The organism is Lysinibacillus sp. FSL K6-1151 (genome assembly GCF_038630755.1).
GTDB lineage: Bacteria > Bacillota > Bacilli > Bacillales_A > Planococcaceae > Lysinibacillus > Lysinibacillus fusiformis_D.
The window spans coordinates 3,890,450-3,917,232 of record NZ_CP152040.1; the positions used below are offsets into that span (position 1 = coordinate 3,890,450).

At 40.5% G+C, this 26,783-nt stretch carries 20 protein-coding genes, 16 tRNA genes and 3 rRNA genes; 4 read left to right on the forward strand and 35 right to left on the reverse strand.

All coding sequences use genetic code 11. From position 1 onward, the window contains the following. Window positions 1–125 precede the first annotated feature (125 nt). Window positions 126–839, reverse strand: a complete 714-nt coding sequence (gene nagB / locus MHI04_RS18775) for a glucosamine-6-phosphate deaminase (RefSeq protein ID WP_249646140.1) — start codon at window positions 837–839, stop codon at window positions 126–128. A 186-nt stretch (window positions 840–1,025) separates the two neighbouring features. Here nagB and MHI04_RS18780 point away from each other — a divergent pair, with 186 nt between their 5' ends. Next, window positions 1,026–1,772 carry an arylamine N-acetyltransferase gene (locus tag MHI04_RS18780; RefSeq protein WP_089934979.1) on the forward strand — a complete coding sequence of 249 codons (747 nt, stop codon included), beginning with the start codon at window positions 1,026–1,028 and terminating at the stop codon, window positions 1,770–1,772. 41 nt (window positions 1,773–1,813) lie between these two features. On the opposite strand, the gene MHI04_RS18785 is transcribed toward MHI04_RS18780, so the two are convergent. From MHI04_RS18785 to MHI04_RS18905, 25 genes are all read right to left on the reverse strand, one after another. Further along, window positions 1,814–2,899 (reverse strand): S-layer homology domain-containing protein, encoded by a 1,086-nt coding sequence (locus MHI04_RS18785; protein WP_271910951.1) that lies wholly within the window; start codon window positions 2,897–2,899, stop codon window positions 1,814–1,816. Between the two features lie 99 nt (window positions 2,900–2,998). Continuing rightward, entirely contained in the window at window positions 2,999–3,688 is a 690-nt protein-coding gene (locus tag MHI04_RS18790) for an ABC transporter ATP-binding protein (protein ID WP_271910952.1), read from the reverse strand. 2 nt (window positions 3,689–3,690) lie between these two features. Next, the gene (locus MHI04_RS18795) at window positions 3,691–4,722 is read right to left on the reverse strand and encodes an ABC transporter permease (protein ID WP_342535096.1); all 1,032 of its coding nucleotides are present in this window, start codon (window positions 4,720–4,722) and stop codon (window positions 3,691–3,693) included. A 149-nt stretch (window positions 4,723–4,871) separates the two neighbouring features. Then, window positions 4,872–5,663 (reverse strand): phosphotransferase, encoded by a 792-nt coding sequence (locus MHI04_RS18800; protein WP_342535097.1) that lies wholly within the window; start codon window positions 5,661–5,663, stop codon window positions 4,872–4,874. Between the two features lie 26 nt (window positions 5,664–5,689). Continuing rightward, window positions 5,690–6,232, reverse strand: coding sequence for a GNAT family N-acetyltransferase (locus MHI04_RS18805; RefSeq protein WP_101966938.1), 543 nt, complete (start codon window positions 6,230–6,232; stop codon window positions 5,690–5,692). Window positions 6,233–6,421: 189 nt separating this feature from the next. Next, window positions 6,422–6,502 (reverse strand) — tRNA-Leu (locus MHI04_RS18810). Window positions 6,503–6,548: 46 nt separating this feature from the next. Further along, a tRNA-Cys gene (locus MHI04_RS18815) sits at window positions 6,549–6,622 on the reverse strand. An 8-nt stretch (window positions 6,623–6,630) separates the two neighbouring features. Beyond that, a tRNA-Gly gene (locus MHI04_RS18820) sits at window positions 6,631–6,705 on the reverse strand. A 5-nt stretch (window positions 6,706–6,710) separates the two neighbouring features. Continuing rightward, window positions 6,711–6,785 (reverse strand) — tRNA-Gln (locus MHI04_RS18825). Window positions 6,786–6,802: 17 nt separating this feature from the next. Then, a tRNA-His gene (locus MHI04_RS18830) sits at window positions 6,803–6,878 on the reverse strand. Window positions 6,879–6,918: 40 nt separating this feature from the next. After that, a tRNA-His gene (locus MHI04_RS18835) sits at window positions 6,919–6,994 on the reverse strand. A 12-nt stretch (window positions 6,995–7,006) separates the two neighbouring features. Then, window positions 7,007–7,080, reverse strand: a tRNA-Trp gene (locus MHI04_RS18840). 13 nt (window positions 7,081–7,093) lie between these two features. Further along, window positions 7,094–7,177: transfer RNA gene (locus MHI04_RS18845), tRNA-Tyr, on the reverse strand. Between the two features lie 9 nt (window positions 7,178–7,186). Then, window positions 7,187–7,262 (reverse strand) — tRNA-Thr (locus tag MHI04_RS18850). Between the two features lie 11 nt (window positions 7,263–7,273). After that, window positions 7,274–7,346 (reverse strand) — tRNA-Phe (locus MHI04_RS18855). A gap of 16 nt (window positions 7,347–7,362) precedes the next feature. Continuing rightward, a tRNA-Asp gene (locus tag MHI04_RS18860) sits at window positions 7,363–7,438 on the reverse strand. A gap of 3 nt (window positions 7,439–7,441) precedes the next feature. Continuing rightward, window positions 7,442–7,516: transfer RNA gene (locus MHI04_RS18865), tRNA-Met, on the reverse strand. A gap of 26 nt (window positions 7,517–7,542) precedes the next feature. Next, window positions 7,543–7,618, reverse strand: a tRNA-Val gene (locus MHI04_RS18870). A gap of 15 nt (window positions 7,619–7,633) precedes the next feature. After that, window positions 7,634–7,708, reverse strand: a tRNA-Glu gene (locus MHI04_RS18875). A 24-nt stretch (window positions 7,709–7,732) separates the two neighbouring features. Then, a tRNA-Ser gene (locus tag MHI04_RS18880) sits at window positions 7,733–7,824 on the reverse strand. Window positions 7,825–7,829: 5 nt separating this feature from the next. After that, window positions 7,830–7,906, reverse strand: a tRNA-Asn gene (locus MHI04_RS18885). A gap of 16 nt (window positions 7,907–7,922) precedes the next feature. Next, window positions 7,923–8,038 (reverse strand): 5S ribosomal RNA (gene rrf / locus MHI04_RS18890). A gap of 112 nt (window positions 8,039–8,150) precedes the next feature. Further along, window positions 8,151–11,078: ribosomal RNA gene (locus MHI04_RS18895) — 23S ribosomal RNA — on the reverse strand. 368 nt (window positions 11,079–11,446) lie between these two features. Then, window positions 11,447–12,998, reverse strand: a 16S ribosomal RNA gene (locus MHI04_RS18900). Together the 16S, 23S and 5S rRNA genes with 16 tRNA genes alongside form the textbook arrangement of a ribosomal RNA operon. A 347-nt stretch (window positions 12,999–13,345) precedes the next feature. Further along, window positions 13,346–14,233 carry a nucleotidyltransferase-like protein gene (locus tag MHI04_RS18905; protein WP_036122165.1) on the reverse strand — a complete coding sequence of 296 codons (888 nt, stop codon included), beginning with the start codon at window positions 14,231–14,233 and terminating at the stop codon, window positions 13,346–13,348. 149 nt (window positions 14,234–14,382) lie between these two features. Between MHI04_RS18905 and MHI04_RS18910 the strand changes: the two genes are divergently transcribed. Beyond that, window positions 14,383–14,736 (forward strand): YgzB family protein, encoded by a 354-nt coding sequence (locus tag MHI04_RS18910; protein WP_004230509.1) that lies wholly within the window; start codon window positions 14,383–14,385, stop codon window positions 14,734–14,736. Between the two features lie 21 nt (window positions 14,737–14,757). Here MHI04_RS18910 and perR read toward each other — a convergent pair whose 3' ends face one another. The 3 genes from perR to bcp all read right to left on the reverse strand — a co-directional run bounded on the left by perR (window position 14,758) and on the right by bcp (window position 16,739). Further along, window positions 14,758–15,201: a peroxide-responsive transcriptional repressor PerR gene (gene perR / locus MHI04_RS18915; RefSeq protein WP_004230508.1), complete on the reverse strand. Its 444-nt coding sequence runs from the start codon at window positions 15,199–15,201 to the stop codon at window positions 14,758–14,760. 120 nt (window positions 15,202–15,321) lie between these two features. After that, a complete protein-coding gene (locus tag MHI04_RS18920; RefSeq protein ID WP_036122172.1) occupies window positions 15,322–16,266 on the reverse strand; it encodes a D-2-hydroxyacid dehydrogenase in 945 nt (314 codons plus the stop codon). Continuing rightward, window positions 16,263–16,739 (reverse strand): thioredoxin-dependent thiol peroxidase, encoded by a 477-nt coding sequence (bcp, locus tag MHI04_RS18925; RefSeq protein ID WP_058844615.1) that lies wholly within the window; start codon window positions 16,737–16,739, stop codon window positions 16,263–16,265. The genes MHI04_RS18920 and bcp overlap by 4 nt, the downstream gene beginning before the upstream one ends. A 130-nt stretch (window positions 16,740–16,869) precedes the next feature. Between bcp and MHI04_RS18930 the strand changes: the two genes are divergently transcribed. Together MHI04_RS18930 and MHI04_RS18935 are read left to right on the forward strand one after the other, a co-directional pair. Then, a complete protein-coding gene (locus tag MHI04_RS18930; protein WP_036122177.1) occupies window positions 16,870–18,156 on the forward strand; it encodes a glutamate-1-semialdehyde 2,1-aminomutase in 1,287 nt (428 codons plus the stop codon). Window positions 18,157–18,293: 137 nt separating this feature from the next. After that, entirely contained in the window at window positions 18,294–19,382 is a 1,089-nt protein-coding gene (locus MHI04_RS18935; RefSeq protein ID WP_036122179.1) for an aromatic acid exporter family protein, read from the forward strand. 127 nt (window positions 19,383–19,509) lie between these two features. Here MHI04_RS18935 and MHI04_RS18940 read toward each other — a convergent pair whose 3' ends face one another. From MHI04_RS18940 to MHI04_RS18965, 6 genes are all read right to left on the reverse strand, one after another. Further along, window positions 19,510–20,544, reverse strand: a complete 1,035-nt coding sequence (locus MHI04_RS18940; RefSeq protein ID WP_342535098.1) for a toxic anion resistance protein — start codon at window positions 20,542–20,544, stop codon at window positions 19,510–19,512. A gap of 22 nt (window positions 20,545–20,566) precedes the next feature. Continuing rightward, complete coding sequence (locus tag MHI04_RS18945) at window positions 20,567–22,198, reverse strand: YceG family protein (protein ID WP_342535099.1); 1,632 nt, start codon at window positions 22,196–22,198, stop codon at window positions 20,567–20,569. 92 nt (window positions 22,199–22,290) lie between these two features. Next, complete coding sequence (locus tag MHI04_RS18950) at window positions 22,291–23,106, reverse strand: hypothetical protein (protein WP_342535100.1); 816 nt, start codon at window positions 23,104–23,106, stop codon at window positions 22,291–22,293. A gap of 8 nt (window positions 23,107–23,114) precedes the next feature. Next, window positions 23,115–24,215 (reverse strand): cysteine protease StiP family protein, encoded by a 1,101-nt coding sequence (locus MHI04_RS18955; protein WP_089934945.1) that lies wholly within the window; start codon window positions 24,213–24,215, stop codon window positions 23,115–23,117. Then, entirely contained in the window at window positions 24,212–25,573 is a 1,362-nt protein-coding gene (locus MHI04_RS18960) for a phosphoribosyltransferase family protein (protein ID WP_089934943.1), read from the reverse strand. Before MHI04_RS18960 ends, MHI04_RS18955 begins: the two co-directional genes overlap by 4 nt. After that, window positions 25,554–26,747 carry an HpcH/HpaI aldolase/citrate lyase family protein gene (locus MHI04_RS18965; RefSeq protein ID WP_089934940.1) on the reverse strand — a complete coding sequence of 398 codons (1,194 nt, stop codon included), beginning with the start codon at window positions 26,745–26,747 and terminating at the stop codon, window positions 25,554–25,556. Before MHI04_RS18965 ends, MHI04_RS18960 begins: the two co-directional genes overlap by 20 nt. Window positions 26,748–26,783 lie beyond the last annotated feature (36 nt).

Consider the following 26,783-nt stretch of genomic DNA (forward strand, 5'->3'; position numbering starts at 1 on the left):
GGAATAACAGTGTCATACTGTTTGGTGCGGACAAGGTGAATATTTATTTTTTTCGATGAAAATTATCCTACCGGAAAAACAAATAAGCAAAGACTTCCACTATAAGAAGTCCTTGCTTATTCTTGTTAGTTTGTTCCACCATAAATAATCGTAACATTAGGATGGTTTAATAATTGACTTGCTGGGAAATCTTCCGTCACATGACCACTCTTCAATTTTTCCATTGCATCCAACTTCTTCTCTCCAAAGGCAATAAGGACGATTTCCTTTGCCTTCATAATGGATTGAATGCCCATCGTAATCGCATGTGTGGGCACTTCAGAAGGGTCATCAAAGTAAATAGCGTTTTCTGTTCTTGTGGACTCTGTTAACTCAACTATATTAGTCATAGAATCAAACGAAGTGCCGGGTTCGTTAAAGCCTATGTGACCATTCACACCGATTCCAAGCAGCTGTAAATCAATGCCTCCTGCTTCCTCAATACGTCTATCATATGCAAGACATTCGGTAGCTAAGTCGGCTGCCTTGCCATTTGGCAAATGTATATTTTCTTCTTGTATATCTACAAAATTAAATAAATTCTTATGCATGAAAGTCCAATAGCTTGCTGGGCTTGTTTGCTCAAGACCTACATACTCATCCAAGTTAAAAGTTTGAACATCCTTAAAAGATAGATGACCTGCCTGATGTCTCGCCACTAATTTCTTATACATACCAACAGGTGATCCACCCGTTGCTAACCCTAAAATACTATTAGGTTTCTCTTGTATTTGCTTGGAGAAAATATGAGCTGCAACTTCGCTCATTTCCTCATATGTATTTACTTCTATCCACTTCATAGTAATTACGATACCTACCTTACCCTCAATATTATTAACTAATATGTAAAATATTTCACTTTATAGTAGCTAATATATTAATCTTACTAGTTATTTAGCTATTTTTCTATCATTTCCTCCTTCAGTTTATGCGTGTAATCTTAGACTATTTCGGTTATGTTATTAATAAGGAAGTGAGGCGATTTTATGAATTCTCAGATTCATCACTATTTACAGCATATTCAATTTCAAGGATCTTTAGAGCCAACTATACAACTACTTGGACAACTACAAACGAAACATCTATTGACCATTCCCTATGAAAATTTAGATGTTGCCTTGAACCGTGGTATCTCCTTCGCTATCCCTGATTTATATCAAAAAATAATGGTTGAACGACGTGGTGGCAATTGCTTTGAACTCAATATCTTATTTAGCTGGCTCTTGCGGGAACTTGGATTCTCTGTTACGAATCGATATGCGCAGTTTTGGCGTAACGTGGCAGAAGATACACCTACAGAGGAGATTCCTATGCACCAGCTTTTATTAATAAATGAGGGTGGACAGACCTATATCTCAGATGTAGGAGTAGGTGCTTTAGCACCCTGTAAGCCAGTACCATTGATTGCAGGACATCAACATCGTGAAGGCCAAGAGTTATATAAAATAGAACGAGATGAAGCAAATGGTTGGATGCTGTTTGAACAAACAAAACAAAATTGGCGTTTGCTTTATAGTTTTCATGATGATGCAAATGAGGCAAAATTTGCACCTCGACTCTCGCAGCAAAAAAATAAAATTGCTATGATTCGCACTACTCGTGGACGTCATACCATGATGAACAACGAATTTAGAATCTATGAAGGTTCATCCTTAACAATTTATACTACACACAATGACAAAGAATGGCTGCAAGCTCTTCAGCGTTTTTTTCATATTACATTACAAAACTAACAACAAAGCAAGCCCACTTCAAAAAGAGGCTTGCTTTCAATTTATTTCATTGTACGATTTAATAACTCTAACACAACAATGTCATTGTGTAGCTCTTTCACTAAACCAATTCCATCTACAAAATAATAAGTTTTCACCACATCACTATAGATGGATCTTTCTTCAAGTATCACGACACCTGTATATTGAACCTCACCAGCTCGCACAGTACCGTTAGTCGTTTTAACTGTCACTCGTACACCAGACGTCACTCCCTCGTCATCCTCATGTAAAATGACACCTATTCTAAGTGGTAGTTCCAAATACAAATCATAATGTGTGGTAGCATCACTAGCAATAGCTTGACCATATATACGGTCATGTCCATATAACAGTTCATTAGGAAATGTTTGTGCTGTACTTACATTTTGGACTGTCCATACATCATTTTTACCGTCATGATGGTCATATTGATAGTTTAACGTATAGCGTTGATTATCACTTAAAGAATAATGAGCATACGTATAAACAAAAGCAGGATCTTTTAGCAAATCAGGCTTAGTCAGAGTCATCGCTCGTGCCAAAAATGCTGAAAAGTGAGCACGTGTAACAGGTTCATTTGGTTTAAATGCTCCATCCTCATAACCTCTTATTAAATGATTATGAGCCAATGTTAAAATCTCTTTATAGCCTGGTGTCTGCTCCGTTACATCCGAAAAATAATAAGGATCTGAGCCCTTTAATTGAAAGGCTCTGTGCAGTACAATAGCCATTTGTCCTCTTGTAATCATTGCATCTGGATGAAATTTATCGACTGCATTAAAAATGCCCGCATTTTGTACCGCAGCAATTTCTTTATAATACTTATGTGCAGTCGTTACATCCTGAAAATTAGGATTTTTTATATTGATTGTATTTAATCCTAGAGCACGAGTTAACATCACAGCAACCTGTGCTTTCGTAACTTTTTCGTTCGGCTTGAACAGAGTATTTGAATAACCCCTCACAATATCCTGCTCTACTAAATAATCAATTTCTGTTAATAATGTCTCATCAGTTAAATCTTTAAAGCTTGCTGCCCGTACTTCCTTAGGTAATAGACAAACAGTTATCAGGATTAAACATATAATTTTCAATAGGTTCTTCACATTATCCCTCCTCCTTCGATTCTTTACCCATCTAAGTCAATTTTTACTCTTCATATGAAAATACCACAACCATAAAAGATATGATTGTGGTATTTCCAATTAGTACATAGCATTTGGTAACACAAGCCCATCGCTCATTTTAATAATACGATCAGCATAGGCGAGCATTTCTTCATCATGTGTCACCATTAATGTTGTAATCTTTAATGTTTTCGTTAATTCTCTTAGCAACAGCATAATTTCTTTAGAACGCTGGGAGTCTAAACTAGCTGTTGGTTCATCAGCAAACAATACTTTTGGTTGATGAATGATGGCACGTGCGATTGCTACACGCTGCTTTTCTCCACCTGATAAGGAGGAAGGATAAGCCGTTTTACGATGAGCCATTCCAACTAATTGTAGTAGATGATTCACTTCATGCTGCTGTTCGTGCTTCTTTAACCGAGACTCAGCAACATCTAGCATTAACAGCAGCTGCTCCTCCACTGTCAGAAATGGTACGAGATGCGCAAACTGAAAGACAAAGCCAAATTTACTTGCACGTAATTTCCGTACCTGCTCAGTGCTCATCGTTGTAAGATTTTGTTCTTCGAAAAACACTTGCCCATCTGTTGCTGGCTGTAGTCCCGCAGCTATCGTTAACAGTGTACTTTTCCCTGAACCAGACGCACCTACCAATGCAGTAATCTCCCCCTCTTTTAACGAAAGATTGATACCTTTTAAAATTTCCTCCTCCACTTCACCATTTTTAAACGTTTTTCGTACTCCATCAATTGTAAACAATGTCATGATTATGCCTCCCCTTGTTGTATGGCTTGTAACGGTTCAATTTTTTTAATTTGTAGACCCGACAATGTAGCTCCGATAAAGCCAATGATAAGAAACACTATGGATAACTGTGTTATGGTGCCAATTGCTAAGGTGAAGGGCATTCCCTTAGGTGCAACAACATTAAATAACTGGCTAAGGCTAATGGATATGACAAGTGAGATCATTGTAATAATAGCCATCTGTGTCCAGATCATTTTAAACAACTTACTTGTTTTTAAACCAATTGCTTTTAAGATGCCATACAAACCAATTTTTTGCACATTCATCATATAGAAGAAAATGGCGAATAACATGCCACTAATGACAACTAAGAACCATATAATCATATTTAAAGATAGCTGTTCCGCACTATAGCTGGGAATTGTATTGAGAAATTCTTTATTGTTGTATGCTTGTAGCCCTTTAAACTCTTTTGGCTCGCTATTTGGTACATAAATTAACTGTTTGTCATTTACACGATACATCTCGTGATAGGCCTCTTCACTAATGTAAGCGACAGGTGCGTGGCTATATTTCTTTTGCTCCACAAAGCCTTTAACGATGAACTCACCATTGTATTGATTATTCTTTAATGTATCTCCGACTTTGATTCCTTTATCCTGTAACGAGCTATCTAACAGTACCTCCCCTTGATGCACATTTTGAAACAATCTGGACTCGGTAGATGTAACAAAGGCAACACTCTGCTGTTTATCGTCTTGATCATTTAAAAAGCCCATTTGAATCGAAAAAGCTACTGCTTCTTTCTCTTTCCCCATGACTTCCTGTTGAAGGTCGCTATCAATTCTCGAAAGATTAAACGCCCCCTCTGCATCTTCAGCCATGTAAATTTGCCCATTCGGTAAATCTTTAATTAAAGCTGCATTATCCTGCGATAGACCATTTGCCAAACCCGAAATAATAAACGTTAAAAAACTAACTAGGAAGATAATGGAGCCTAAGATTAAAAACCGTACTTTATTCTTCTTTATCTCTTTCCACGCAAGATTCATTACTAACCCCTCCATTTCTTTGATTACTCATAGCTTAAAATGTTTACATGAACAGAGCATGAACTAATCATTAAAAATGAACGGGAAAATAAAAAACCGATCTATAAAGGAAGTTTTTATCCTATAGAACGGTTTAAAATATTTTTAATTTAAAAAAATTCATATAATCCATTTTTAAAGTAATTGTATTCATTTTGGTCTATTAACTTAACGCCGTACCCTTCATAGAATATCTGTTCGTCTTGTTCTGTTTCAAATACATGTGGTTTAGGGCGTACCGCCAGAGCAACATCATATCGTGGATCACCTAATGCTCCAGTACTCCAATCGATAACTCCTGAAATTTTTCTATTCTGTACAAGAACATTGTCAATTGTGAAATCACCGTGTATAAATGTTTGCTGAATGATTTTTGGTTTTTTCCTTTTCAATTTATCTAATAATTTTGGAGTGCCATCTACTTTAAAATTTTTCAAATTACACTCAGCTTGTCCCAACATATCGTCTATCCATGGTGTGTTTTTTACTAACTCTTGTGGACATCGGGTTGAATGAATGGCAGAAAGGATCTTTCCAAAATTAAATATTATTTCATGTCTGTTTTCCTCTTTAATCTCATTTTCTAGTGCACTTCTAACGGTGTCGCCTTCTAAATATGCCATTAAAGCCCATGACTGATTTTCTAATGGTTGTTCAATAAAATAATGCAACGTTGGAACTGGTAATGTAGATTTTGATAAATGTTTAAGGACAGTTGCTTCTTTCGTTAACCAGGAACAAAATTGTGTTCCTTTTGTTCTTTTTAAAACGAATATTCCTCTTTTAGAATTAAGAATTCCTACATCCGATGTATGTCCTTGTCTTGGAAAATAAATATGGATAACTCCTCCAACATACTCAACTATGTCTTTAGGTATTTCATTTCGTTGTATGGGATGCAAAATTTTCACCACCAATGCTACTTATTTTAATCAGCCTTTCCTATTCCTTTAGTTTGATAAAGAACAGGATCTATATTACTCCACACATAAATTAATAAGTCTAAGTCTTTATTTCCTATATTAATCTTTTCCGTTTTTTCTAATCTAGCACCCAATCTCTCATAAAAACGCTTCGACTGATTATCCTCTAAAACCTCAACAAATATTTTTTCATAGCCTAATGCTTTCAACTTAGTAAACAATTTATTGACTAGTTTACTGCCTATTCCTTGACCCTGAAATTGATCTAAAATGTAGATGGATGTTAAATCCCCAGACCCTTCAATTTCATTTTCAGCTCTCTTACCACCATCAGTAAATCCAATAATTTCCCCATTATTGTTTTCTGCAACAAAGACATAATGATCAACTTTAGAGATGTTCCTTACCCATAATTCTGTTCTTTGCTCATAAGACAATTTTTCTAAATACTCGGTAGGAAGAATATTTTTATAAGTATTCTTCCAACTATCTACATGAACTTTTGCTATGCCTTTAGCATCCGACAATTTTGCTTCCCTTATAATCATGTTCCACACCTACCTTCGTATTTACTGTTTATTCAATATGTATGTATTTATATCCTCTTTTGGCATAAGAAATTTTAATCATTCACGCGAGGTTTAAAATGCAATATTATTATTGATGACAAATAAAAAAACGCTTCTTACACTAAGTAAGAAACGTTTCTATAGACAGTTTTAACATACTGTCTAGGATACCGGTGGTCGGGGTCGAACCGACACTCCAAAGGAACACGATTTTGAGTCGTGCGCGTCTGCCAATTCCGCCACACCGGCATAATGGAGATAAAAAAAATCGGATACACCGATTAGAGTTAAAATATGGAGGCGGCAACCGGATTTGAACCGGTGATAAAGGTGTTGCAGACCTGTGCCTTACCACTTGGCTATGCCGCCATCGAAGTTGGAGCGGAAGACGAGGTTCGAACTCGCGACCCCCACCTTGGCAAGGTGGTGTTCTACCACTGAACTACTTCCGCAAAAATGGCTGGGGTACCTGGATTCGAACCAGGGCATGACGGAATCAAAATCCGTTGCCTTACCGCTTGGCTATACCCCAAAAGATAATTATATAAATGGGGCGACTGATGGGAATCGAACCCACGAGTGCCGGAACCACAATCCGGTGCGTTAACCACTTCGCCACAATCGCCATTATATTATGATTTGATTTTTATTAATTTTACTTTAAATGGGGCGACTGATGGGAATCGAACCCACGAATGCCGGAACCACAATCCGGTGCGTTAACCACTTCGCCACAATCGCCATAAAATTAATTGGCAGGGGCAGTAGGAATCGAACCCACACCAAAGGTTTTGGAGACCTCTATTCTACCGTTGAACTATGCCCCTATAATAATAAAACTGGTGGAGGGGGACGGATTCGAACCGCCGAACCCTAAGGAGCGGATTTACAGTCCGCCGCGTTTAGCCACTTCGCTACCCCTCCGGGAATACATGGTGCCGGCGATAGGAGTCGAACCCACGACCTACTGATTACAAGTCAGTTGCTCTACCAACTGAGCTACACCGGCAAAAAAAATGATGGGTCAGGACGGAATCGAACCGCCGACACTTAGAGCTTCAATCTAATGCTCTACCAACTGAGCTACTGACCCTTGTTATTAAAAAAAATGGCGGTCCCGACCGGGATCGAACCGGCGATCTCCTGCGTGACAGGCAGGCATGTTAACCGCTACACCACGGGACCATTTGGTTGCGGGGGCCGGATTTGAACCAACGACCTTCGGGTTATGAGCCCGACGAGCTACCACTGCTCCACCCCGCGATAATCATATACTATTGTAAAAATAATGGTGGAGGATGACGGGCTCGAACCGCCGACCCTCTGCTTGTAAGGCAGATGCTCTCCCAGCTGAGCTAATCCTCCATCTGGGTATTTAAATGGTGACCCCTACGGGATTCGAACCCGTGTTACCGCCGTGAAAGGGCGGTGTCTTAACCACTTGACCAAGGGGCCAACTTTTGGAATAAATCAAAGTGCTGGCGGAGAGTAAGGGATTTGAACCCTTGAGACAGTGTTAACCGCCTACACGATTTCCAATCGTGCTCCTTCGGCCACTCGGACAACTCTCCAAGAATGGCTCCGAAGGCAGGACTCGAACCTGCGACAACCTGATTAACAGTCAGGTGCTACTACCAACTGAGCTACTTCGGAATAATTTTAGTATATAGCCTAGCGACGTCCTACTCTCACAGGGGGAAGCCCCCAACTACCATCGGCGCTAAAGAGCTTAACTTCCGTGTTCGGTATGGGAACGGGTGTGACCTCTTTGCCATCATCACTAGACTATTTGAAAGACAATACTTATTATAACATATTTTATCAAAATTACAAGTATATTATAATATTTTTTATTCTTTCAAAACTGGATAAACGTACATTGAATGGTTCAAACATTTTGGTTAAGTCCTCGATCGATTAGTATTCGTCAGCTCCATGTGTCACCACACTTCCACCTCGAACCTATCTACCTCATCGTCTTTGAGGGATCTTACTTACTTGCGTAATGGGAAATCTCATCTTGAGGGGGGCTTCATGCTTAGATGCTTTCAGCACTTATCCCGTCCACACATAGCTACCCAGCGATGCCTTTGGCAAGACAACTGGTACACCAGCGGTGTGTCCATCCCGGTCCTCTCGTACTAAGGACAGCTCCTCTCAAATTTCCTACGCCCACGACGGATAGGGACCGAACTGTCTCACGACGTTCTGAACCCAGCTCGCGTACCGCTTTAATGGGCGAACAGCCCAACCCTTGGGACCGACTACAGCCCCAGGATGCGATGAGCCGACATCGAGGTGCCAAACCTCCCCGTCGATGTGGACTCTTGGGGGAGATAAGCCTGTTATCCCCGGGGTAGCTTTTATCCGTTGAGCGATGGCCCTTCCATGCGGAACCACCGGATCACTAAGCCCGTCTTTCGACCCTGCTCGACTTGTAGGTCTCGCAGTCAAGCTCCCTTGTGCCTTTACACTCTACGAATGATTTCCAACCATTCTGAGGGAACCTTTGGGCGCCTCCGTTACCTTTTAGGAGGCGACCGCCCCAGTCAAACTGTCCGCCTGACACTGTCTCCTGCCCCGCTAAGGGGCATGGGTTAGAATTTCAATACAACCAGGGTAGTATCCCACCGACGCCTCCTTCGAAGCTGGCGCTCCGAGATCTCTGGCTCCTACCTATCCTGTACAAGTTGTACCAAAATTCAATATCAGGCTACAGTAAAGCTCCACGGGGTCTTTCCGTCCTGTCGCGGGTAACCTGCATCTTCACAGGTACTATAATTTCACCGAGTCTCTCGTTGAGACAGTGCCCAGATCGTTACGCCTTTCGTGCGGGTCGGAACTTACCCGACAAGGAATTTCGCTACCTTAGGACCGTTATAGTTACGGCCGCCGTTTACTGGGGCTTCAATTCGCAGCTTCGCTTGCGCTAACCACTCCTCTTAACCTTCCAGCACCGGGCAGGCGTCAGCCCCTATACGTCACCTTACGGTTTTGCAGAGACCTGTGTTTTTGCTAAACAGTCGCCTGGGCCTATTCACTGCGGCTCTCATGCGCTTGCACGCTCAAGAGCACCCCTTCTCCCGAAGTTACGGGGTCATTTTGCCGAGTTCCTTAACGAGAGTTCTCTCGCACACCTTAGGATTCTCTCCTCGACTACCTGTGTCGGTTTGCGGTACGGGCACCTCTCACCTCGATAGAGGCTTTTCTTGGCAGTGTGAAATCAGGAACTTCGTCCATACGGACTCGCCATCACAGCTCAACGTTACAGTGTGCGGATTTGCCTACACACACGCCTTACTGCTTGGACGCGCATAACCAACAGCGCGCTTACCCTATCCTACTGCGTCCCCCCATTTCTCAAACGGTGAGGAGGTGGTACAGGAATATCAACCTGTTGTCCATCGCCTACGCCTATCGGCCTCGGCTTAGGTCCCGACTAACCCTGAGCGGACGAGCCTTCCTCAGGAAACCTTAGTCATACGGTGGACGGGATTCTCACCCGTCTTTCGCTACTCATACCGGCATTCTCACTTCTAAGCGCTCCACCAGTCCTTCCGGTCTGACTTCAACGCACTTAGAACGCTCTCCTACCACTGACATCGTAGATGTCAATCCACAGCTTCGGTGAATCGTTTAGCCCCGATACATTTTCGGCGCAGCGTCACTCGACCAGTGAGCTATTACGCACTCTTTAAATGATGGCTGCTTCTAAGCCAACATCCTGGTTGTCTGTGCAACGCCACATCCTTTTCCACTTAACGATTACTTTGGGACCTTAGCTGGTGGTCTGGGCTGTTTCCCTTTTGACTACGGATCTTATCACTCGCAGTCTGACTCCCGTGTATAAATATCTGGCATTCGGAGTTTGTCTGAATTCGGTAAACCGGGATGGCCCCCTAGTCCAAACAGTGCTCTACCTCCAGTATTCTCATCACGAGGCTAGCCCTAAAGCTATTTCGGAGAGAACCAGCTATCTCCAAGTTCGATTGGAATTTCTCCGCTACCCACACCTCATCCCCGCACTTTTCAACGTGCGTGGGTTCGGGCCTCCAGTAAGTGTTACCTTACCTTCACCCTGGACATGGGTAGATCACCTGGTTTCGGGTCTACGACCACGTACTATTTCGCCCTATTCAGACTCGCTTTCGCTGCGGCTCCGCCTTCTAAAGCTTAACCTCGCACGTAATCGTAACTCGCCGGTTCATTCTACAAAAGGCACGCTATCACCCATTAACGGGCTCTAACTACTTGTAGGCACACGGTTTCAGGATCTCTTTCACTCCCCTTCCGGGGTGCTTTTCACCTTTCCCTCACGGTACTGGTTCACTATCGGTCACTAGGTAGTATTTAGCCTTGGGAGATGGTCCTCCCGGATTCCGACGGAATTTCACGTGTTCCGCCGTACTCAGGATCCACTCAGGAGAGAACGAACTTTCGACTACAGGGCTTTTACCTGCTCTGGCGGACCTTTCCAAGTCGCTTCATCTAACTCGCTCTTTTGTAACTCCGTATTGAGTGTCCTACAACCCCAAGAGGCAAGCCTCTTGGTTTGGGCTCTTCCCGTTTCGCTCGCCGCTACTCAGGGAATCGATTTTTCTTTCTCTTCCTCCAGGTACTTAGATGTTTCAGTTCCCTGGGTCTGCCTTCAAGACGCTATGTATTCACGTCAAGATACTACGCGATTAAACGTAGTGGGTTCCCCCATTCGGAAATCTCCGGATCAAAGCTCACTTACAGCTCCCCGAAGCATATCGGTGTTAGTGCCGTCCTTCTTCGGCTCCTAGTGCCAAGGCATTCGCCGTGCGCCCTTAATAACTTAACCTAACGGCTTTCAATACACATCACATTTCGTTGTCAGCTTCACTCGTTCAATCAGTCATGTACTCAAGTACGCTCCTTCATTCACTCGATTGCTTCCTAGAACTGCTCGTGTCTTGAAACCTTCTAATGTTATTAAGCCTATAAAAAAACTTAAAAAATAAATGTGTTTGTTACAATTTCAATGTCGTTTTATCCAATTTTCAAAGAACAAAGCTACTGCCTGCTTCTACATCTCGCAGCTTTGCGACGAAAGCGTAGCGACAGGAGCACATAATTAGAAGTAATTCATTCAAGAAGAATGAACCTTCAAAACTGAACGCAAAACGTAATCTTACAAACCCTAGGTTTGTATTCCGAAATAATCCTTAGAAAGGAGGTGATCCAGCCGCACCTTCCGATACGGCTACCTTGTTACGACTTCACCCCAATCATCTATCCCACCTTCGGCGGCTGGCTCCAAAAGGTTACCTCACCGACTTCGGGTGTTACAAACTCTCGTGGTGTGACGGGCGGTGTGTACAAGGCCCGGGAACGTATTCACCGCGGCATGCTGATCCGCGATTACTAGCGATTCCGGCTTCATGTAGGCGAGTTGCAGCCTACAATCCGAACTGAGAACGACTTTATCGGATTAGCTCCCTCTCGCGAGTTGGCAACCGTTTGTATCGTCCATTGTAGCACGTGTGTAGCCCAGGTCATAAGGGGCATGATGATTTGACGTCATCCCCACCTTCCTCCGGTTTGTCACCGGCAGTCACCTTAGAGTGCCCAACTAAATGATGGCAACTAAGATCAAGGGTTGCGCTCGTTGCGGGACTTAACCCAACATCTCACGACACGAGCTGACGACAACCATGCACCACCTGTCACCGTTGCCCCCGAAGGGGAAACTATATCTCTACAGTGGTCAACGGGATGTCAAGACCTGGTAAGGTTCTTCGCGTTGCTTCGAATTAAACCACATGCTCCACCGCTTGTGCGGGCCCCCGTCAATTCCTTTGAGTTTCAGTCTTGCGACCGTACTCCCCAGGCGGAGTGCTTAATGCGTTAGCTGCAGCACTAAGGGGCGGAAACCCCCTAACACTTAGCACTCATCGTTTACGGCGTGGACTACCAGGGTATCTAATCCTGTTTGCTCCCCACGCTTTCGCGCCTCAGTGTCAGTTACAGACCAGATAGTCGCCTTCGCCACTGGTGTTCCTCCAAATCTCTACGCATTTCACCGCTACACTTGGAATTCCACTATCCTCTTCTGCACTCAAGTCTCCCAGTTTCCAATGACCCTCCACGGTTGAGCCGTGGGCTTTCACATCAGACTTAAGAAACCACCTGCGCGCGCTTTACGCCCAATAATTCCGGACAACGCTTGCCACCTACGTATTACCGCGGCTGCTGGCACGTAGTTAGCCGTGGCTTTCTAATAAGGTACCGTCAAGGTACAGCCAGTTACTACTGTACTTGTTCTTCCCTTACAACAGAGTTTTACGAACCGAAATCCTTCTTCACTCACGCGGCGTTGCTCCATCAGGCTTTCGCCCATTGTGGAAGATTCCCTACTGCTGCCTCCCGTAGGAGTCTGGGCCGTGTCTCAGTCCCAGTGTGGCCGATCACCCTCTCAGGTCGGCTACGCATCGTCGCCTTGGTGAGCCGTTACCTCACCAACTAGCTAATGCGCCGCGGGCCCATCCTATAGCGACAGCCGAAACCGTCTTTCAGTGTTTCACCATGAGGTGAAACAGATTATTCGGTATTAGCCCCGGTTTCCCGGAGTTATCCCAAACTATAAGGTAGGTTGCCCACGTGTTACTCACCCGTCCGCCGCTAACGTCAAAGGAGCAAGCTCCTTCTCTGTTCGCTCGACTTGCATGTATTAGGCACGCCGCCAGCGTTCGTCCTGAGCCAGGATCAAACTCTCCATAAAAGAAATTTGAATAGCTCAAATTGTTTTGCTGGCATCATTTTGATGTCCAAAATTTTGTTTCGTTCATTAACCGAAGTTAGTTACTAAAAACTTTATTGATTACGTTTTGCTTGTTCAGTTTTCAAGGTTCATTATTCAAGTCGTTTTTCAGCGACTTCTTAATATTAACATCTCGCTCAAATCATGTCAACTACTTTTTTGAAAAAGTTTTTTGTGTTTTTCATCGAGCATTTCGTTATGTCTTAGCGACAATTAATATAATACAATACCAAGATATCATTCGTCAACTACTTTTCTAAAAAAATATCGAGGTATTTTTAAATACCTCGATTACAAGCATACTACAGTCATTGCCCCATTTCTAGTGCCTCTTTATTGACCTTGTAATGACGGTGAAATATCATCTCATTTTTTGCAGCAATTGGTTCTATTTGAATATAGCCTTTATCCACTAAATATTCGACAAACACTTCTAAATCAACTGAGTAATTCATGAGCTCATGATGGTCATGCAATTCCTGAATCGTCCACATGTCTTTCGTTTGCATAACTTCTAATATATGCTGTGCACCATCACGTGTACGAGAATGAATTAAAAACTCACTTGCTAAAAACAATAATTCTAAGCGCTTTTCTATTGGCTCATTACTCGTCACTAGCTCTTCATACAGCTTGTAGATAGCAGGCTCTATTTTTTTCACTTGTGCCCAAACAGTAACTTCAGGGTATAGTCCGCTATCTATAATAGAAAGACGACCCAAATGATGTAATGAATCGACTACGTGATTATAAGCATCCAAGTAACTTCCTTTATCGAAGTATTCTTTCCCCTCCAGATATCTGCGAATTAACTTTGAGAATTGGATGCCTGTTTTAATTTTACGACCGCTATACGGGAATTCTTGCAATTCTATTTTTAATTTATGCAAAAATTCATTACGATCAAATAACACCCTTCCAAAGAAAATCCAATCGACTACCTTCTTATTAGAACCGATGAGCAACCATTTTCGTATTAACTTCTCTGTAACTGTATGTAGAGCTACTTTATTTCCTTCATATAAGTAATGTTTCGAAAAGACTGGCTGCTCTGCTTCTTTTACGATAATTAATAAAACTGTATCAAATGTATCTGTAACGTTACTATGTTCCTCACGCTTCTCCACTAAAATTACGCCTAATGTATTCGACTGACTCGCACGTTCTTGGTAGATTGGACGCAATACCTGCTCCATGTTCAGCCCCCCTTTATTCATATAGGTTCTCTTGTTCCGTTAAAAATTCGACATACTCTAAAAGTATTCCTTCTTTCATTCATCTCAAAGCTAAAATACTTCGCCCTTATATGTTATAGTAGATTTTAGATTGGGAGGCAAGATGAAATATGAAACCTTACAAAAGTAAAATTAATAAAATTCGTTCATTCGCATTAGCACTAATCTTCTTCGGTTTTATTGTCATGTACGGAGGAATTTTCTTTAAAAATAGCCCGATATTAGTTTTAATTTTCATGTCATTAGGTGTTTTATGTATTATCGGTAGCACAGTCGTATATGCTTGGATCGGGTTGCTTTCAACAAGAGCTATTCAAGTGGAATGTCCTAATTGTCATAAACATACAAAGGTTTTAGGGCGTGTTGATATGTGCATGTACTGTAATGAACCACTAACGCTTGATCCAACTTTAGAAGGTAAAGAGTTCGATCAATCCTATAATAATAAAACAAAAAAATCCTAGCCCTTGTAAGAGCTAGGATTTTTATTGTACTTTAGCAGTAGCAACTTTACATGATGGACAAGTGCCGTATATCTCTAAACGATGCGAGTGCACATCAAAACCAGTTACCTGTGATGCAAAATGCTCTATTTCGTCGAGTCCTGGATAATGGAAATCGACGATCTTACCACAGCATTCACAAATCATATGGTAATGGTCATTTGTCACGAAATCAAAGCGACTTGAAGCATCTCCATAAGTCAGTTCTTTCACAAGACCCACTTCACGAAATACGCGCAGGTTGTTATAGACAGTCGCTACACTCATATTAGGGAACTTTCCCTCAAGTGCTTTATAAATTTCATCGGCAGTAGGATGTGCCATTGATTGAATAAGATATTCCAAAATAGCATGACGCTGAGGAGTAATACGAACACCAGTTGTTTTTAACGTGTCCAGTGCATCCTGTAAATGCGTTGCAGACATCGTCATGCACCTCTTCCATAAGTATTATTAATTTATAATTGTTATAAATAGTGTATCCAATTCGCACTACTTCGTCAACAATCACACATTGCTTATTCTCAATAAATCAATGGCTGGCCCTTAATATCCTCTAGATAAATCCATCGTATTTTCTAAATCCGTGTCACCCTTCAGCCATTTTGTTAGGCTTGGCTTGAAAATTTCTAAGCTTCGTTCAACATAACGAGAAGAATGGCTAGATACATGTGGTGATACAATGACATTCGGTAACGTCCATAATGGATTGTCCGTTGACAGAGGCTCTTCTTCAAAGACATCTAAAACGGCGTAACCAATTTGCTCTTTTTTGATTGCTTGAATGAGTACCTTTTCTCCCACTAAATTGCCTCGACCAAAATTCATGAAGATGGCGCTATTTTTCATAGCAGCAAAATGCTCTTCTTTTAATAAATGGGTCGTTTCTTTTGTTTTTGGTAACACCGAAATAACGATATCCGCATTAGGTAAGGCCTCTTTTAATTGAGCAAAGCTAATCATCGTATCCATATACGCCGCTTCTTTTCCAGAGCGGTTGCAACCAATCGTCGTCACACCAAAAGCCTGCAATAAACGCCCAACTTCTGAACCAATCGCTCCTGGGCCTAAAATAAGCGCCGTACTATCTCGTAATTCCGTTTGCTGCGCTTTTTTCGACCATTCACTTTTCTTTTGCTGCTCATACATCCAAGGTAACGCACGTTTAATCGCTAAAATATGGGCAAGCATCGATTCAGCCATTGGTGTTTTATGAATACCACGGACATTCGAAACTAAAATCCCACGTTCAATAATCGCTTGAGCTGGCATTTTTTCTATACCTGCTGAGGCAACGAAAATCCATTTTAGCTTTGTCGCATATTGGATACTTTCTTCTGTTAAATCTTCACCATATGTAACTAAAACATCCGCTTGTTGAAGAACTTCATTCGATAAGCCACTTTTGAAGATAAAATCAACCTGTGGAAATTCTGCTAATAACGGCTCTCGTAAATCTGGTCTAGGTTCAAATGTAAAATAGATTTTCACTTTGCTGCCTCCTGATCTGCTAAATAGGTATACACTTCTTCAATATGATTTTTTACACGTACTTTACGCCAAGCTTTTACAAGCTTACCCTCAGTATCAATTAAAAACGTTGAACGCTCTATGCCCATATATTCACGTCCATACATTTTCTTTAAAACCCACACACCATATGCTTCAGCAACGGTATGATCGTCATCAACTAATAATGAAAACGGTAAACCATGCTTATCAATAAATTTTGTATGTTTGTTTGCGTTATCTGGACTAACACCTAGAACAACAGCATTTAAATGACTGAAGTCCTCGAACTTATCACGAAAATCACAAGCCTCCGTCGTGCAGCCTGGTGTCATATCTTTGGGATAGAAGTATAAAATAACATTCTGTCCTTTCAAATTAGCTAACTGCACCATTTCTCCCTTTTCATTCATTAGAAAAAAATCTGGCGCCTTTTGTCCTTCTAGTAAAGTCATAACAATCTCCTCCTCTGTAGGTTCTATTTTACTCTAAGTAACAAATCAAGTCATATTCCTTAATTTCTTTGGATTTCTTACAACGATAGGTCTACAATAGATTACGTATAAAAAGTTAGGAGGCAATTCTATGAATCACGCAAAATCTGAAGCAATACATGCAGAGGCTATACAGCATATCGTGGGTGGTGTAAACAGCCCTTCTCGTTCATATAAAGCAGTAGGTGGCGGTTCTCCTGTGGCAATGGCTCGAGGAAAAGGCGCTTATTTTTGGGATGTAGATGGCAATCGTTATATCGACTATCTAGCAGCATATGGACCAATCGTTACTGGTCATGGCCATCCTCATATTGCAAAGGCCATTACACATGCAGCTGAAAATGGTACATTGTTTGGAACGCCAACTGAATATGAGGTTACTTTCGCAAAAATGCTAAAAGAAGCCATCCCATCTATGGACAAAGTGCGTTTTAACAACTCTGGTACTGAGGCTGTTATGACAACTATTCGTGTTGCACGCGCCTATACAGGCCGAACAAAAATCATGAAATTTGCTGGTTGCTACCACGGTCACTTCGATTTAGTATTAGTAGCTGCCGGTTCTGGCCCAGCTACATTAGGAACGCCTGATTCAGCAGGTGTAACAACTTCGACTGCTGAAGAAGTTATTACGGTACCTTTCAATAGCCCTGAAGCCTTTACAGAAGCTATGAATAAATGGGGCGAGGAAATTGCAGCGATCTTAATTGAACCAATCGTAGGCAACTTCGGTATTGTGGAACCAAACCCAGGTTTCCTTGAATTAGTACATGCGACAGCAAAAGAAAAAGGTGCTTTAACGATTTACGATGAAGTCATCACAGCCTTCCGCTTCCACTATGGTGGTGCTCAAAATTTACTCGGTCTAACACCTGATCTAACAGCACTGGGTAAAGTTATTGGCGGTGGCTTACCAATCGGAGCATACGGTGGTCGTAAAGAAATTATGGATACAGTTGCCCCCCTCGGCCCTGCATATCAAGCAGGTACGATGGCTGGAAACCCTGCCTCTATGCAAGCAGGGATTGCCTGCCTAGAAGTGCTACAAACACCAGGTATTTACGATGAAATGGATCGATTAGGTGGAATTCTAGAAGAGGGTATTTTAGCTGCTGCCAAGAAGCATGGCGTAACCATCACATTAAATCGCCTCAAAGGGGCACTAACGATTTACTTTACAGATGTGAAAGTAGAAAACTACGACCAAGCTGAAAACTCTGACGGTGAAATCTTTGGTCGTTTCTTTAAATTGATGCTTGAGCAAGGTATCAATCTAGCTCCTTCTAAATATGAAGCGTGGTTCTTAACAACTGAGCATACGGAAGCAGATATTCTTGAAACTATTAAAGCCGTAGATACTGCGTTTTCTCAATTGTAAGCATGTGACAATACAAAGGCGACTTGTTAGTAAAAGTCGCCTTTTTCATATTCAAGCATACAAATCTATGTATTTTATGTGCACTTCCTTCTATAATGTAAAGAAACTAAAAAATATTAGACAGAAAGGACATCTTTATGAAATTAGGTGCCCGTGTATTTAAAACTGGTGTCGCTATTGTCTTAGCACTGTTTATCGCAGAATTATTAAAGCTCCCTTCACCTGTTTTTGCTGGAATTGCAGCCATTTTTGCGATTCAGCCTTCTATTTATCGTTCATATCAAACTATTGTAGAGCAAGTGCAGGCAAATATTATAGGTGCGACTATCGCCGTTATGTTTGGCTTACTCTTTGGCCATCATGTTGTTGCCATTGGCATAGCCGTCATAATAGCTATTGGTTTAATGTTGAAGTTTAAACTTGAAAAATCGCTTTCGTTGGCGTTGGTGTCAGTTGTGGCTATTATGGAATTTCAAGGCGATGACTTCTTAACGTTTGGATTGATACGCTTTGTTACTATATTAGTTGGAGTGTTAGCAGCATTTGTTGTTAACCTTGTTTTCCTACCACCGAAATACGAGGTAAAGCTATTCCGTAAAATCTATATTTTACAGGACGATATTATTCGTTGGACACGACTTGCTGTACGTCAGGCTTCTGAGCATACATCCACAAAGGGAGCATTAAGTAAATTTAAAAGCCGTATGTTGCGCGTGGATACGCTGTATGATTTATTCAAGGAAGAACGTAATTACTTCAAAAATAAAAAGTATGTGAAAGCACGTAAACTTGTAGTCTATCGTCAAATGATTTTAACTTCCAAAAAAAGCTTAGAATTACTACAGCGTTTGCATAAGCATGAAAACGAATTGGCGCAGCTACCTACACAATTTCACTTGATGATACAGGAGCGACTTGATTCCTTATTAACATACCATGAACAATTGCTCTTGAAATATACAGGGAAATTAAAGCCTGAGCATTCACAGTGGAGTAAAAGCATCGACTATGTCCAACGCAATGAACTGATGGAAATTTTCATCAAGCAAGTCAACTTTGCTCGTGAAGAAGGCGATATGGAATTTTCTAGCTATCACCTACTTTATATACTATCGCGTATTTTAGATTATGAGGAAAATCTAGAGCATCTAGATACACTCATCGTATCCTATCAAAGTCATCATGGACATGAAATCAATGTAGAATTTGAAGAAGAATTTATTTAACTAGCGTTTTAAGCGACAGATGATCTTAAATCAAGGGAGTTTGAACACCCGCTAAATCAAGATTAATCTGTCGCTTTTACTATACAAAAAAATCCTCCAAGTAGTGACCTACTTTAGAGGAAGGGTGTTAGTTTCGCAATGTTAGCAGCTGTTGCTCTGCTTGCTGACGTTTTACCGTTTGCTCATCACGTAAATGCTGATAATTTTCAATACCTGAAACAATAATGTCCCACATTTCTTCAAGGCTCTGTGTTGGGCCTGATTGCTGAGCCATAGCAGTGCTTAATTGCACCGCTTCATCGCTAGCTCCTCCGAATTGCTTCAGACGATTTTCAAAGGCTGATGCAGATTGATTTTGTAATTGTTGTCGCCTATCATTCACTGCATTCATTAATCCCATTTTAAAAACAGGGATGGTCTTAACAAAAGCGCCATTAATTTGTTCCATCAGTTCACTATTGCCATGACGTAGCATTTCGATTTGCGGAGCTGTTAAAATGGCGACCATACGTGATTTTTCTAATTCATCTATTTTTTGTCGGAGCATTTCAGCAATTGCTTGCAAACTATTCAGCTCCATTTTCGCCACCTGATTACCAGCCTCGCTCTGCTTTTCATACATCGGAATCAATGTTGTTTGTACTTCATGTAATTTTATATCAGTAGCTACGATATATTTTTCTAGTTCAAGATAGTACATCAAGTCCTCGTTATATAATCGTGCAAGTATTCGATCATCCTTCGCTAATTCCTCTTCCATCAACACAAAATGATAATGAATTTTCTCAATATCTCTACCCAGTACATTGTATTTGGCAAATAAATCTTCATCATTTTTAGTTTTACGTGCAAATAGCTTTTTAAAAAAGCCCTTTTGCTCAGTAAAATCTTTTTTATCGAATGTCTGCATTAAGGCTTCAAGCTGCTTAAATAATTCATTTGATTCGAAGGAAGTTGAGCGGGTAATAATAGCTAAAATCTGATCTGCAAATGTAGCTAATTTTGTCGCTGGCTCTTTCCCCAGCGCCAATAGTTCTAACTGATTTTTTATATTGATTCGATTGGCCATTTGCTGTACCTCTGCATGGTCTCGCAACTGTTCTTTGACGGTGTCAGCGGTTTCTAAGGTCAGCTGCTCCAACGTCTTCGAGATATTTGACATTCGTGCCGCCTCCTTCCTGCCATTAGAAAAAACGATTAAAGAGTTTTTTAATGATTTTATCGGGTGCAGTTTTTTGCTGTTTTGGTTCTTCATAGGGCAAGTCAAATAGCATATGTTCTAAACGATGTACATCGAATGTATCCTCTTGCAAATGCTTTTCTAAGTCAAGTTGGCCTGTCGGATTATAAAATATAATATCCATACCAAAACGATTTAGAAATGCCAATAATGCCATGTCCTCACGTGATAAAGCTGGTTGCTGAGGTGCTTGATATAATACCAGTTTGGGTACATCTTGTGAATAATCAAAGCTTTGCATTAATCGCAGGATATCCTGAGGAATCATGGTCATTTGTTTGAATAAAAATAACTGTAAATCATATAAAGTCTCATTTGGCTGTTGTTTCAACATGGGCTGCTCACAGGAAGTTTTTATCGTGTGGGCGATTGCACGCTGTAGCTCCAATGTTAACTCACCATATTGCCACCAATCACTTTGCATAATACGCTCTACTGACAGCTCCCCATTCACTAAGCAATGCTTATAATGAAAATGAAAATTGGCTCTGCTTGTTGCTGCATAAGGAAATTCCTGTACAAAAACGGTTTGCGAACTTACCAGTAATTGATGCATTTGATGCCAGTATTCTTCTCTTTGGCTTGAAACACCACTAATTTTCGCAAATATAACTGGGATGATTACCTCATCTCCAATCACTTCAAACTGCGGTCGAACCAAAGCCTTCTCTTTTGCATAAATAAAAATATCATCATATGTCATCCGTAATGTTAATGAACGTGGCATAAAATCTTTAAACTGCCAAGGCTTATAGACACCTGATTGTTGATCATGCATTAATTGTTCAAAATGCTGACTAGAGCGATAACCTACCGTTGCCTGCCGATCACGAAGCTTATCAGGAAATGGCTGTAAAGTTGTTTGATTAGCATATGCGTACGTGATAGAGAATGTATCAGTAGGGTCAATCTCTGCCAATTCATCTATTTTCGCTGGATGGAAAATTAAGACGTCACAGCCAAGCTCCATTAATAGTAATAAGAAATAACGCTGACTTATAGTGGTTTCCCCATACCAAACAACTTTAGGAAAATCATCCGTTGGTTTCATGGATTTTGTCCATATAATCCAGTGGTTTTTTAGCCACTTCACTATATCAATTAAAAATCGGCGAAAATCATTTGCTAGCAGACCTAACGATTGTTGTTGTTGAAATAGTTCTACTACTTTAATGGTCGCTAATTGTAAATGGCGATTCATCACACCATCATCATGCTTTGGTATTAACTGATGACCATACATCATCGCCACTAGACGATTAATAGATAGCCCTTTTGGCGTTTGTTGATGCTGCGATAAAATTGTTTGTATGGCTTGAAAATCCTTTTGTTCAATATGCTTATTTAATTCTTCACTTAAAATATGGATATTAGCGTTTTGTGACAATGTAAATAACGAATTGAAATAATCATCTTCTTCGATTGGTACACCTAATACACGAACAGCAATCCTACTAAAACTAACTTGTTGTGCTGTTTCCTCATAAAATGCACGATCCTTTGGTGAATCTTGAAACGCCTGTAGCCAATCATCAGGATGACGCTCCAACACTGATTTAATTGTGATTGTTTGCATACAAACGCACCTCCTAAAATCATCCTCAGCATATGCTGAAGCATTCATTTGTCATAGGACGACTCTATCTTATGACAAAAATAATTGAAAGCTTATACTATTGTCTGTTGTGAAGTCATCTGTAAAACCGTATCTAGCAAATCTTTAGTAAATGCTTCACCATTATAAGCCGAGTAAGTTGTATTTTGTAAAACTTTTGGCTGTTTATCCTTTAAATCTCCATGATTCGGTGTAAAAGCTAAATCAGCCATCGCCAGCATTCCATAATCCATAATAGAATCCCCTGCCGCTATATGCACATCGTATGTACAGAACTCTTTCATATATTCGATAGCCGCTTCCTTCGTCAGTACCTTGGGCATAAAATACAATTTTTTACCTTGTAAAAGAACATTCCAGCCATACGTATCAAACTCTTGAATCATAGCTTGTAATTCCACGTGTGGTAAAGTTTCAAGATCCACATGGTGTACATAAAACAGATTATCTATATACAAAGAACGTTGTAGCCATGTATCGGATTTAATTGATTGAAAATGCTTTAACAGATCCTCTCGTGGGATTGAAGAATCTTCAATACGTCTACATAGTGTTTTCGTCCATTTTTCAGAGGGCTGGCCTTTTTCTAATATTGTACCCCCATTGCTTGTAATTGCAAAAGCAGGACACATATCACTAATAAAATGAATTCTTTTATATTGATGTAATGCCCTAGTCGTAACAGGTACAAATATTGTTTGTTGGTGTATCTGTTGCAATAGAGATGCTGTTGCCTGCGTCATCATGCTCATTGCTTTCTCCGCCTTGTGTTCAACGACCACTGTCTCTGTAATCGGCGGAAAACTCTCCATCATACGTTGAGAATAAATAAGCGTTCTATCTAAATCCGATGTAAATAGTATCATCATAATCTCCTCTATAATGCTTTGATTAAGCCACAACATGCATAGGACATATTCGAATATTCTTCTACCTGTACATTTTTTTCTTTGGCTAATAATAAAATATGTTCCAATTCATGCAAGTACTGTGGATTAATTAAAATTTTCCAAGGTAACCGTCGAAGCAACACTCTAGTCGTCTCACCTACACCTGGTTTGATAAAATGAATATTCTCAATGCCAAAATCGCGTTGAATCTTTTGCACAGACTTCATGCCCTCCCAAGTAATAGGAGCGATGACCTGCTCTTGAAATTGTTGCAATATCGTACTCTGTACATGTTCAAAACATGTGACGATACGTTCTATGTACAGGTTAGAGACATCCATATCTTCTAACTCTTTGTAGTATTTAGCACCATGAAAGTCATTTGCATCCATGAACTGTAAATTTAACACCGTTCTACTCACCAATCCAGATACAGTCGAATTTAAACAAGCAGACGGGATTAAAAAGTCTTGACGAGTTCCATAGATGGTAGCACAATGCCCAGGATCAGCCAATACAGCTAAATTGGCATTTAATTGTCCGGGCTGTTGCGCATTAAATTTTTGACAGGAATGGATTAATTCATTGGTAATTGCCCCTTTTCCTGTCCAGCCATCAATAAATTGAAGATTTCCTAGGGGATGCTCTGTCAAAATGTAACGGATCGCTACCTCATCAAACCCTCGACCACGTAGTATAGAAATAGAGTAATGTGGAATATTCACCCTATATCGCATGGCTATATACCGTTTGATTAAAATGCCAATGGGTGTACCTGCCCTTGCTAAACTAACAAGCACTAAGTTTTCTAGCCCTCTATTTTCAATGATTTGCTCTGCCACCACTCCAACAGCGATGGCTACTCTCTCTGCATGCGCATCTAACGTTTTATAAAAAAGATTCATATAGGTGTTAGATGGTTGCCTTTCCATTGGTAGCATTTCAGAATAATGTGTGCCTGATTGAATAAGCTGTTCACGTTTTTCATTATCCAGTTCAAGATAAACATGCCCAATATCACGCAATAAAAATAGAACATCCTCTGGTGCATAGCTCCCCATTTTGTCTGGCTGCAAAGTTGAAATCATTGTTCTACCTCCCATTCATGCATACAAATCACGTAGACCTTGGCGTTACTTAATATTTGTAACTCATTTACCACACGAGCAACAACCTCTTTACTTGCTATACGTTCCACCATAAAGAAAAGTTCCGTGTAGGACTGGCTTTGTATATTATATAAATAATTATCAACGCCATTATTCTCTGGACTTTCAAAGGCTATTTTTTCAGTAATCGTGTATCCTAAATCATCCGTACAATAGATTGGACTACGAGTAGTTGATTGAAAATAAACGTCGTTTCCTAAATAAGAGGCAATTTGCATAGGGACATACATAAACTCACCTGTTCCAATAACTAATGCCGGACCATGTGTACGAAGCTTTTGTAATTGCTTGGCGATGGTCTGTAACATTTTCTTTTGTTGAAAATGCTGTTTTGACGTGAGCATAAATCTCCCTGTTGCTACTAGATAGGGTTGACTATTTACGAATTTATTCTCAGCAATAGATCGATAAAACTTACGATCAATAGATTCTTGAATTGGCCATAGTGTTAGATTATTTGTAGGTTGTGTTAGTATATTAGGCTGTGTGCTCGTTAAGCTTGGTATACCCGAACAGTTAAAGTGTCCACACATGATTGAGATGAACACAATGGAAATACCCCATTGCTCTTCTAATTGCTGAAAAATCTTTTGTTGCTGTTCAGAACGCCAATCTAAAATAGAGAGCACAGCATACTGCTTAACTAACGGAAATTTCCGTCTTAATGTTTGAATGATATTAATAACCGTATTACCAGTAGTAATCTCATCATCAATTAACACAATGCGTTTAGCTTGTAGTAACACTTCTGGCTCCTCAGTATAAATTCTATGGCTTGTCGCATGGGAGTGTTCTTCCTCAAATGTAACAAATGGTTCAAAATCGGGAAGCACTTCACGTGTTGTGTGAATATACATTGCATTCGAATCGTATGCGTTAAATACCGCATGTCCTAGTGCAGTAGCTGTCTCGGCAAATCCAACGAACAATGTTTCTTGTGCTAACTCGAGGCTACCCTCTGTAGAATTTTGTACTTCTGACAAACCCGCACCCTCTTTTAAAGCTTTAACGACTGCTGATGAAGCTGCTACTTTTTGTCCAGTAAGATGCTGATGATACATCATGGCTAGCAGGGTCCCTGTCAGTAAGGGCACTTGCGGGCGCACAGCTAAATGTTTACCAAGTACGGTGCTTACAAACAAAAATTGCCTTTTCTTATTAATACGAGCTGCCATTTTAAACAAGTCGGTTAGCGCAAAATTATGCGGATTGTGGGTAATTTCAATATCGATTGAATAATCCGGTAAAATGCTTAATTTACTCATTTGTTGTTGCATAAACACTACCACCTATTTCTGAATTTAATAAGAGTGAGGCAAAATCGACAGATTCATGATAGACACCATAGACTTGTGCCTGTTTTAATATTCGCTGTGCCCATCTCATATGTGGTTTGATTTCATTCATCTTGTTCGCATAATGACTTTTCATCACACCTTTGTGACCATCATTATTCTCTACAATACTTAGCGCATCTAAATATTCTTCATAGGAAATGGCATAGAGGGCATGAACAACACGGATATGACTAGGATGAATAATTGTTTTTCCCACAATACCATTTTGTTTATCCATTAACACTTCTTTCATTAATCCATCTAAACAATCGTCTAATAATGCTTTCCTCGTATCAAGAGCTCCCTTTTCACTAAATGGTGTTTCTCTTAATGCAGGCTTTAATACACGCTGATTACTAAAATACTCCCACACAGGCCCGGAGATAACAAACCCGTCTTCCTCACGACCAAGGACGTTGACAATATCTGCAATACAATCACGGATTACACTGATATCATAAATGGTCGAGTCCATACGACGACGAATTCCATAAATGCCACAGAAATCAGTGGCACCAATACGTACATTTAATACACGAGCTCTGTATTGATGTAGCACTGCCTTAATGTCTAATAATGCTTCCATGCGAGATTCCTTATATAGCACCTCACGGCTCTCTAAAATCGGCATACCATATAGAATTAAGTCATTTTCTAAAATTGTTTGTTCAAGAAGCTCAAAATAACGGGCGCCCTGTGCTGCTGTAAACTTTGGAAATACATAGCCCGTTAGTATTTCTTGCTTTTTCCCTAAAATAGTTGTTAACCTTTGAAATTGCTCAACATGACGTACACGAATAAAAAGTAATGGTAGATCCTGAAGTAATAATTTTTTTTGTTGATAGAGTGCATATAGCTCACTAATATCCTCCATCAACTTCGCTTCACAATCTCGTAATTCTATATCGCCTACTGCATCCTCCAGATCAATGACGAGTGATGTGAGTTCTTCATATTTTTGTGATTGAATCAAACTCACAATCGCAGGCATAGAAGCTGGCATATACAGAGTCGCACCTAGAGCATATGATAAAATATCTGGCGTTTCCCACTTAGTAAAAGGCTGTGGCTTCTTAAAAAAAATCGTCTCTGCTTCTGTTGCAAAGTGTTGCATCTAATCCTCTCCCCGATAACTATGCCTTTTGTGAAA

Excerpts from the sequence above, each read along its gene's own strand:
- nagB (WP_249646140.1), bottom strand. The coding sequence starts at position 839 with ATGAAGTGGATAGAAGTAAATACATATGAGGAAATGAGCGAAGTTGCA.
- MHI04_RS18780 (WP_089934979.1), top strand. The coding sequence starts at position 1,026 with ATGAATTCTCAGATTCATCACTATTTACAGCATATTCAATTTCAAGGA.
- MHI04_RS18790 (WP_271910952.1), bottom strand. The coding sequence starts at position 3,688 with ATGACATTGTTTACAATTGATGGAGTACGAAAAACGTTTAAAAATGGT.
- MHI04_RS18795 (WP_342535096.1), bottom strand. The coding sequence starts at position 4,722 with ATGAATCTTGCGTGGAAAGAGATAAAGAAGAATAAAGTACGGTTTTTA.
- MHI04_RS18805 (WP_101966938.1), bottom strand. The coding sequence starts at position 6,232 with ATGATTATAAGGGAAGCAAAATTGTCGGATGCTAAAGGCATAGCAAAA.
- MHI04_RS18905 (WP_036122165.1), bottom strand. The coding sequence starts at position 14,233 with ATGGAGCAGGTATTGCGTCCAATCTACCAAGAACGTGCGAGTCAGTCG.
- MHI04_RS18910 (WP_004230509.1), top strand. The coding sequence starts at position 14,383 with ATGAAACCTTACAAAAGTAAAATTAATAAAATTCGTTCATTCGCATTA.
- perR (WP_004230508.1), bottom strand. The coding sequence starts at position 15,201 with ATGTCTGCAACGCATTTACAGGATGCACTGGACACGTTAAAAACAACT.
- bcp (WP_058844615.1), bottom strand. The coding sequence starts at position 16,739 with ATGACTTTACTAGAAGGACAAAAGGCGCCAGATTTTTTTCTAATGAAT.
- MHI04_RS18930 (WP_036122177.1), top strand. The coding sequence starts at position 16,870 with ATGAATCACGCAAAATCTGAAGCAATACATGCAGAGGCTATACAGCAT.
- MHI04_RS18935 (WP_036122179.1), top strand. The coding sequence starts at position 18,294 with ATGAAATTAGGTGCCCGTGTATTTAAAACTGGTGTCGCTATTGTCTTA.
- MHI04_RS18940 (WP_342535098.1), bottom strand. The coding sequence starts at position 20,544 with ATGTCAAATATCTCGAAGACGTTGGAGCAGCTGACCTTAGAAACCGCT.
- MHI04_RS18945 (WP_342535099.1), bottom strand. The coding sequence starts at position 22,198 with ATGCAAACAATCACAATTAAATCAGTGTTGGAGCGTCATCCTGATGAT.
- MHI04_RS18950 (WP_342535100.1), bottom strand. The coding sequence starts at position 23,106 with ATGATGATACTATTTACATCGGATTTAGATAGAACGCTTATTTATTCT.
- MHI04_RS18955 (WP_089934945.1), bottom strand. The coding sequence starts at position 24,215 with ATGATTTCAACTTTGCAGCCAGACAAAATGGGGAGCTATGCACCAGAG.
- MHI04_RS18960 (WP_089934943.1), bottom strand. The coding sequence starts at position 25,573 with ATGCAACAACAAATGAGTAAATTAAGCATTTTACCGGATTATTCAATC.
- MHI04_RS18965 (WP_089934940.1), bottom strand. The coding sequence starts at position 26,747 with ATGCAACACTTTGCAACAGAAGCAGAGACGATTTTTTTTAAGAAGCCA.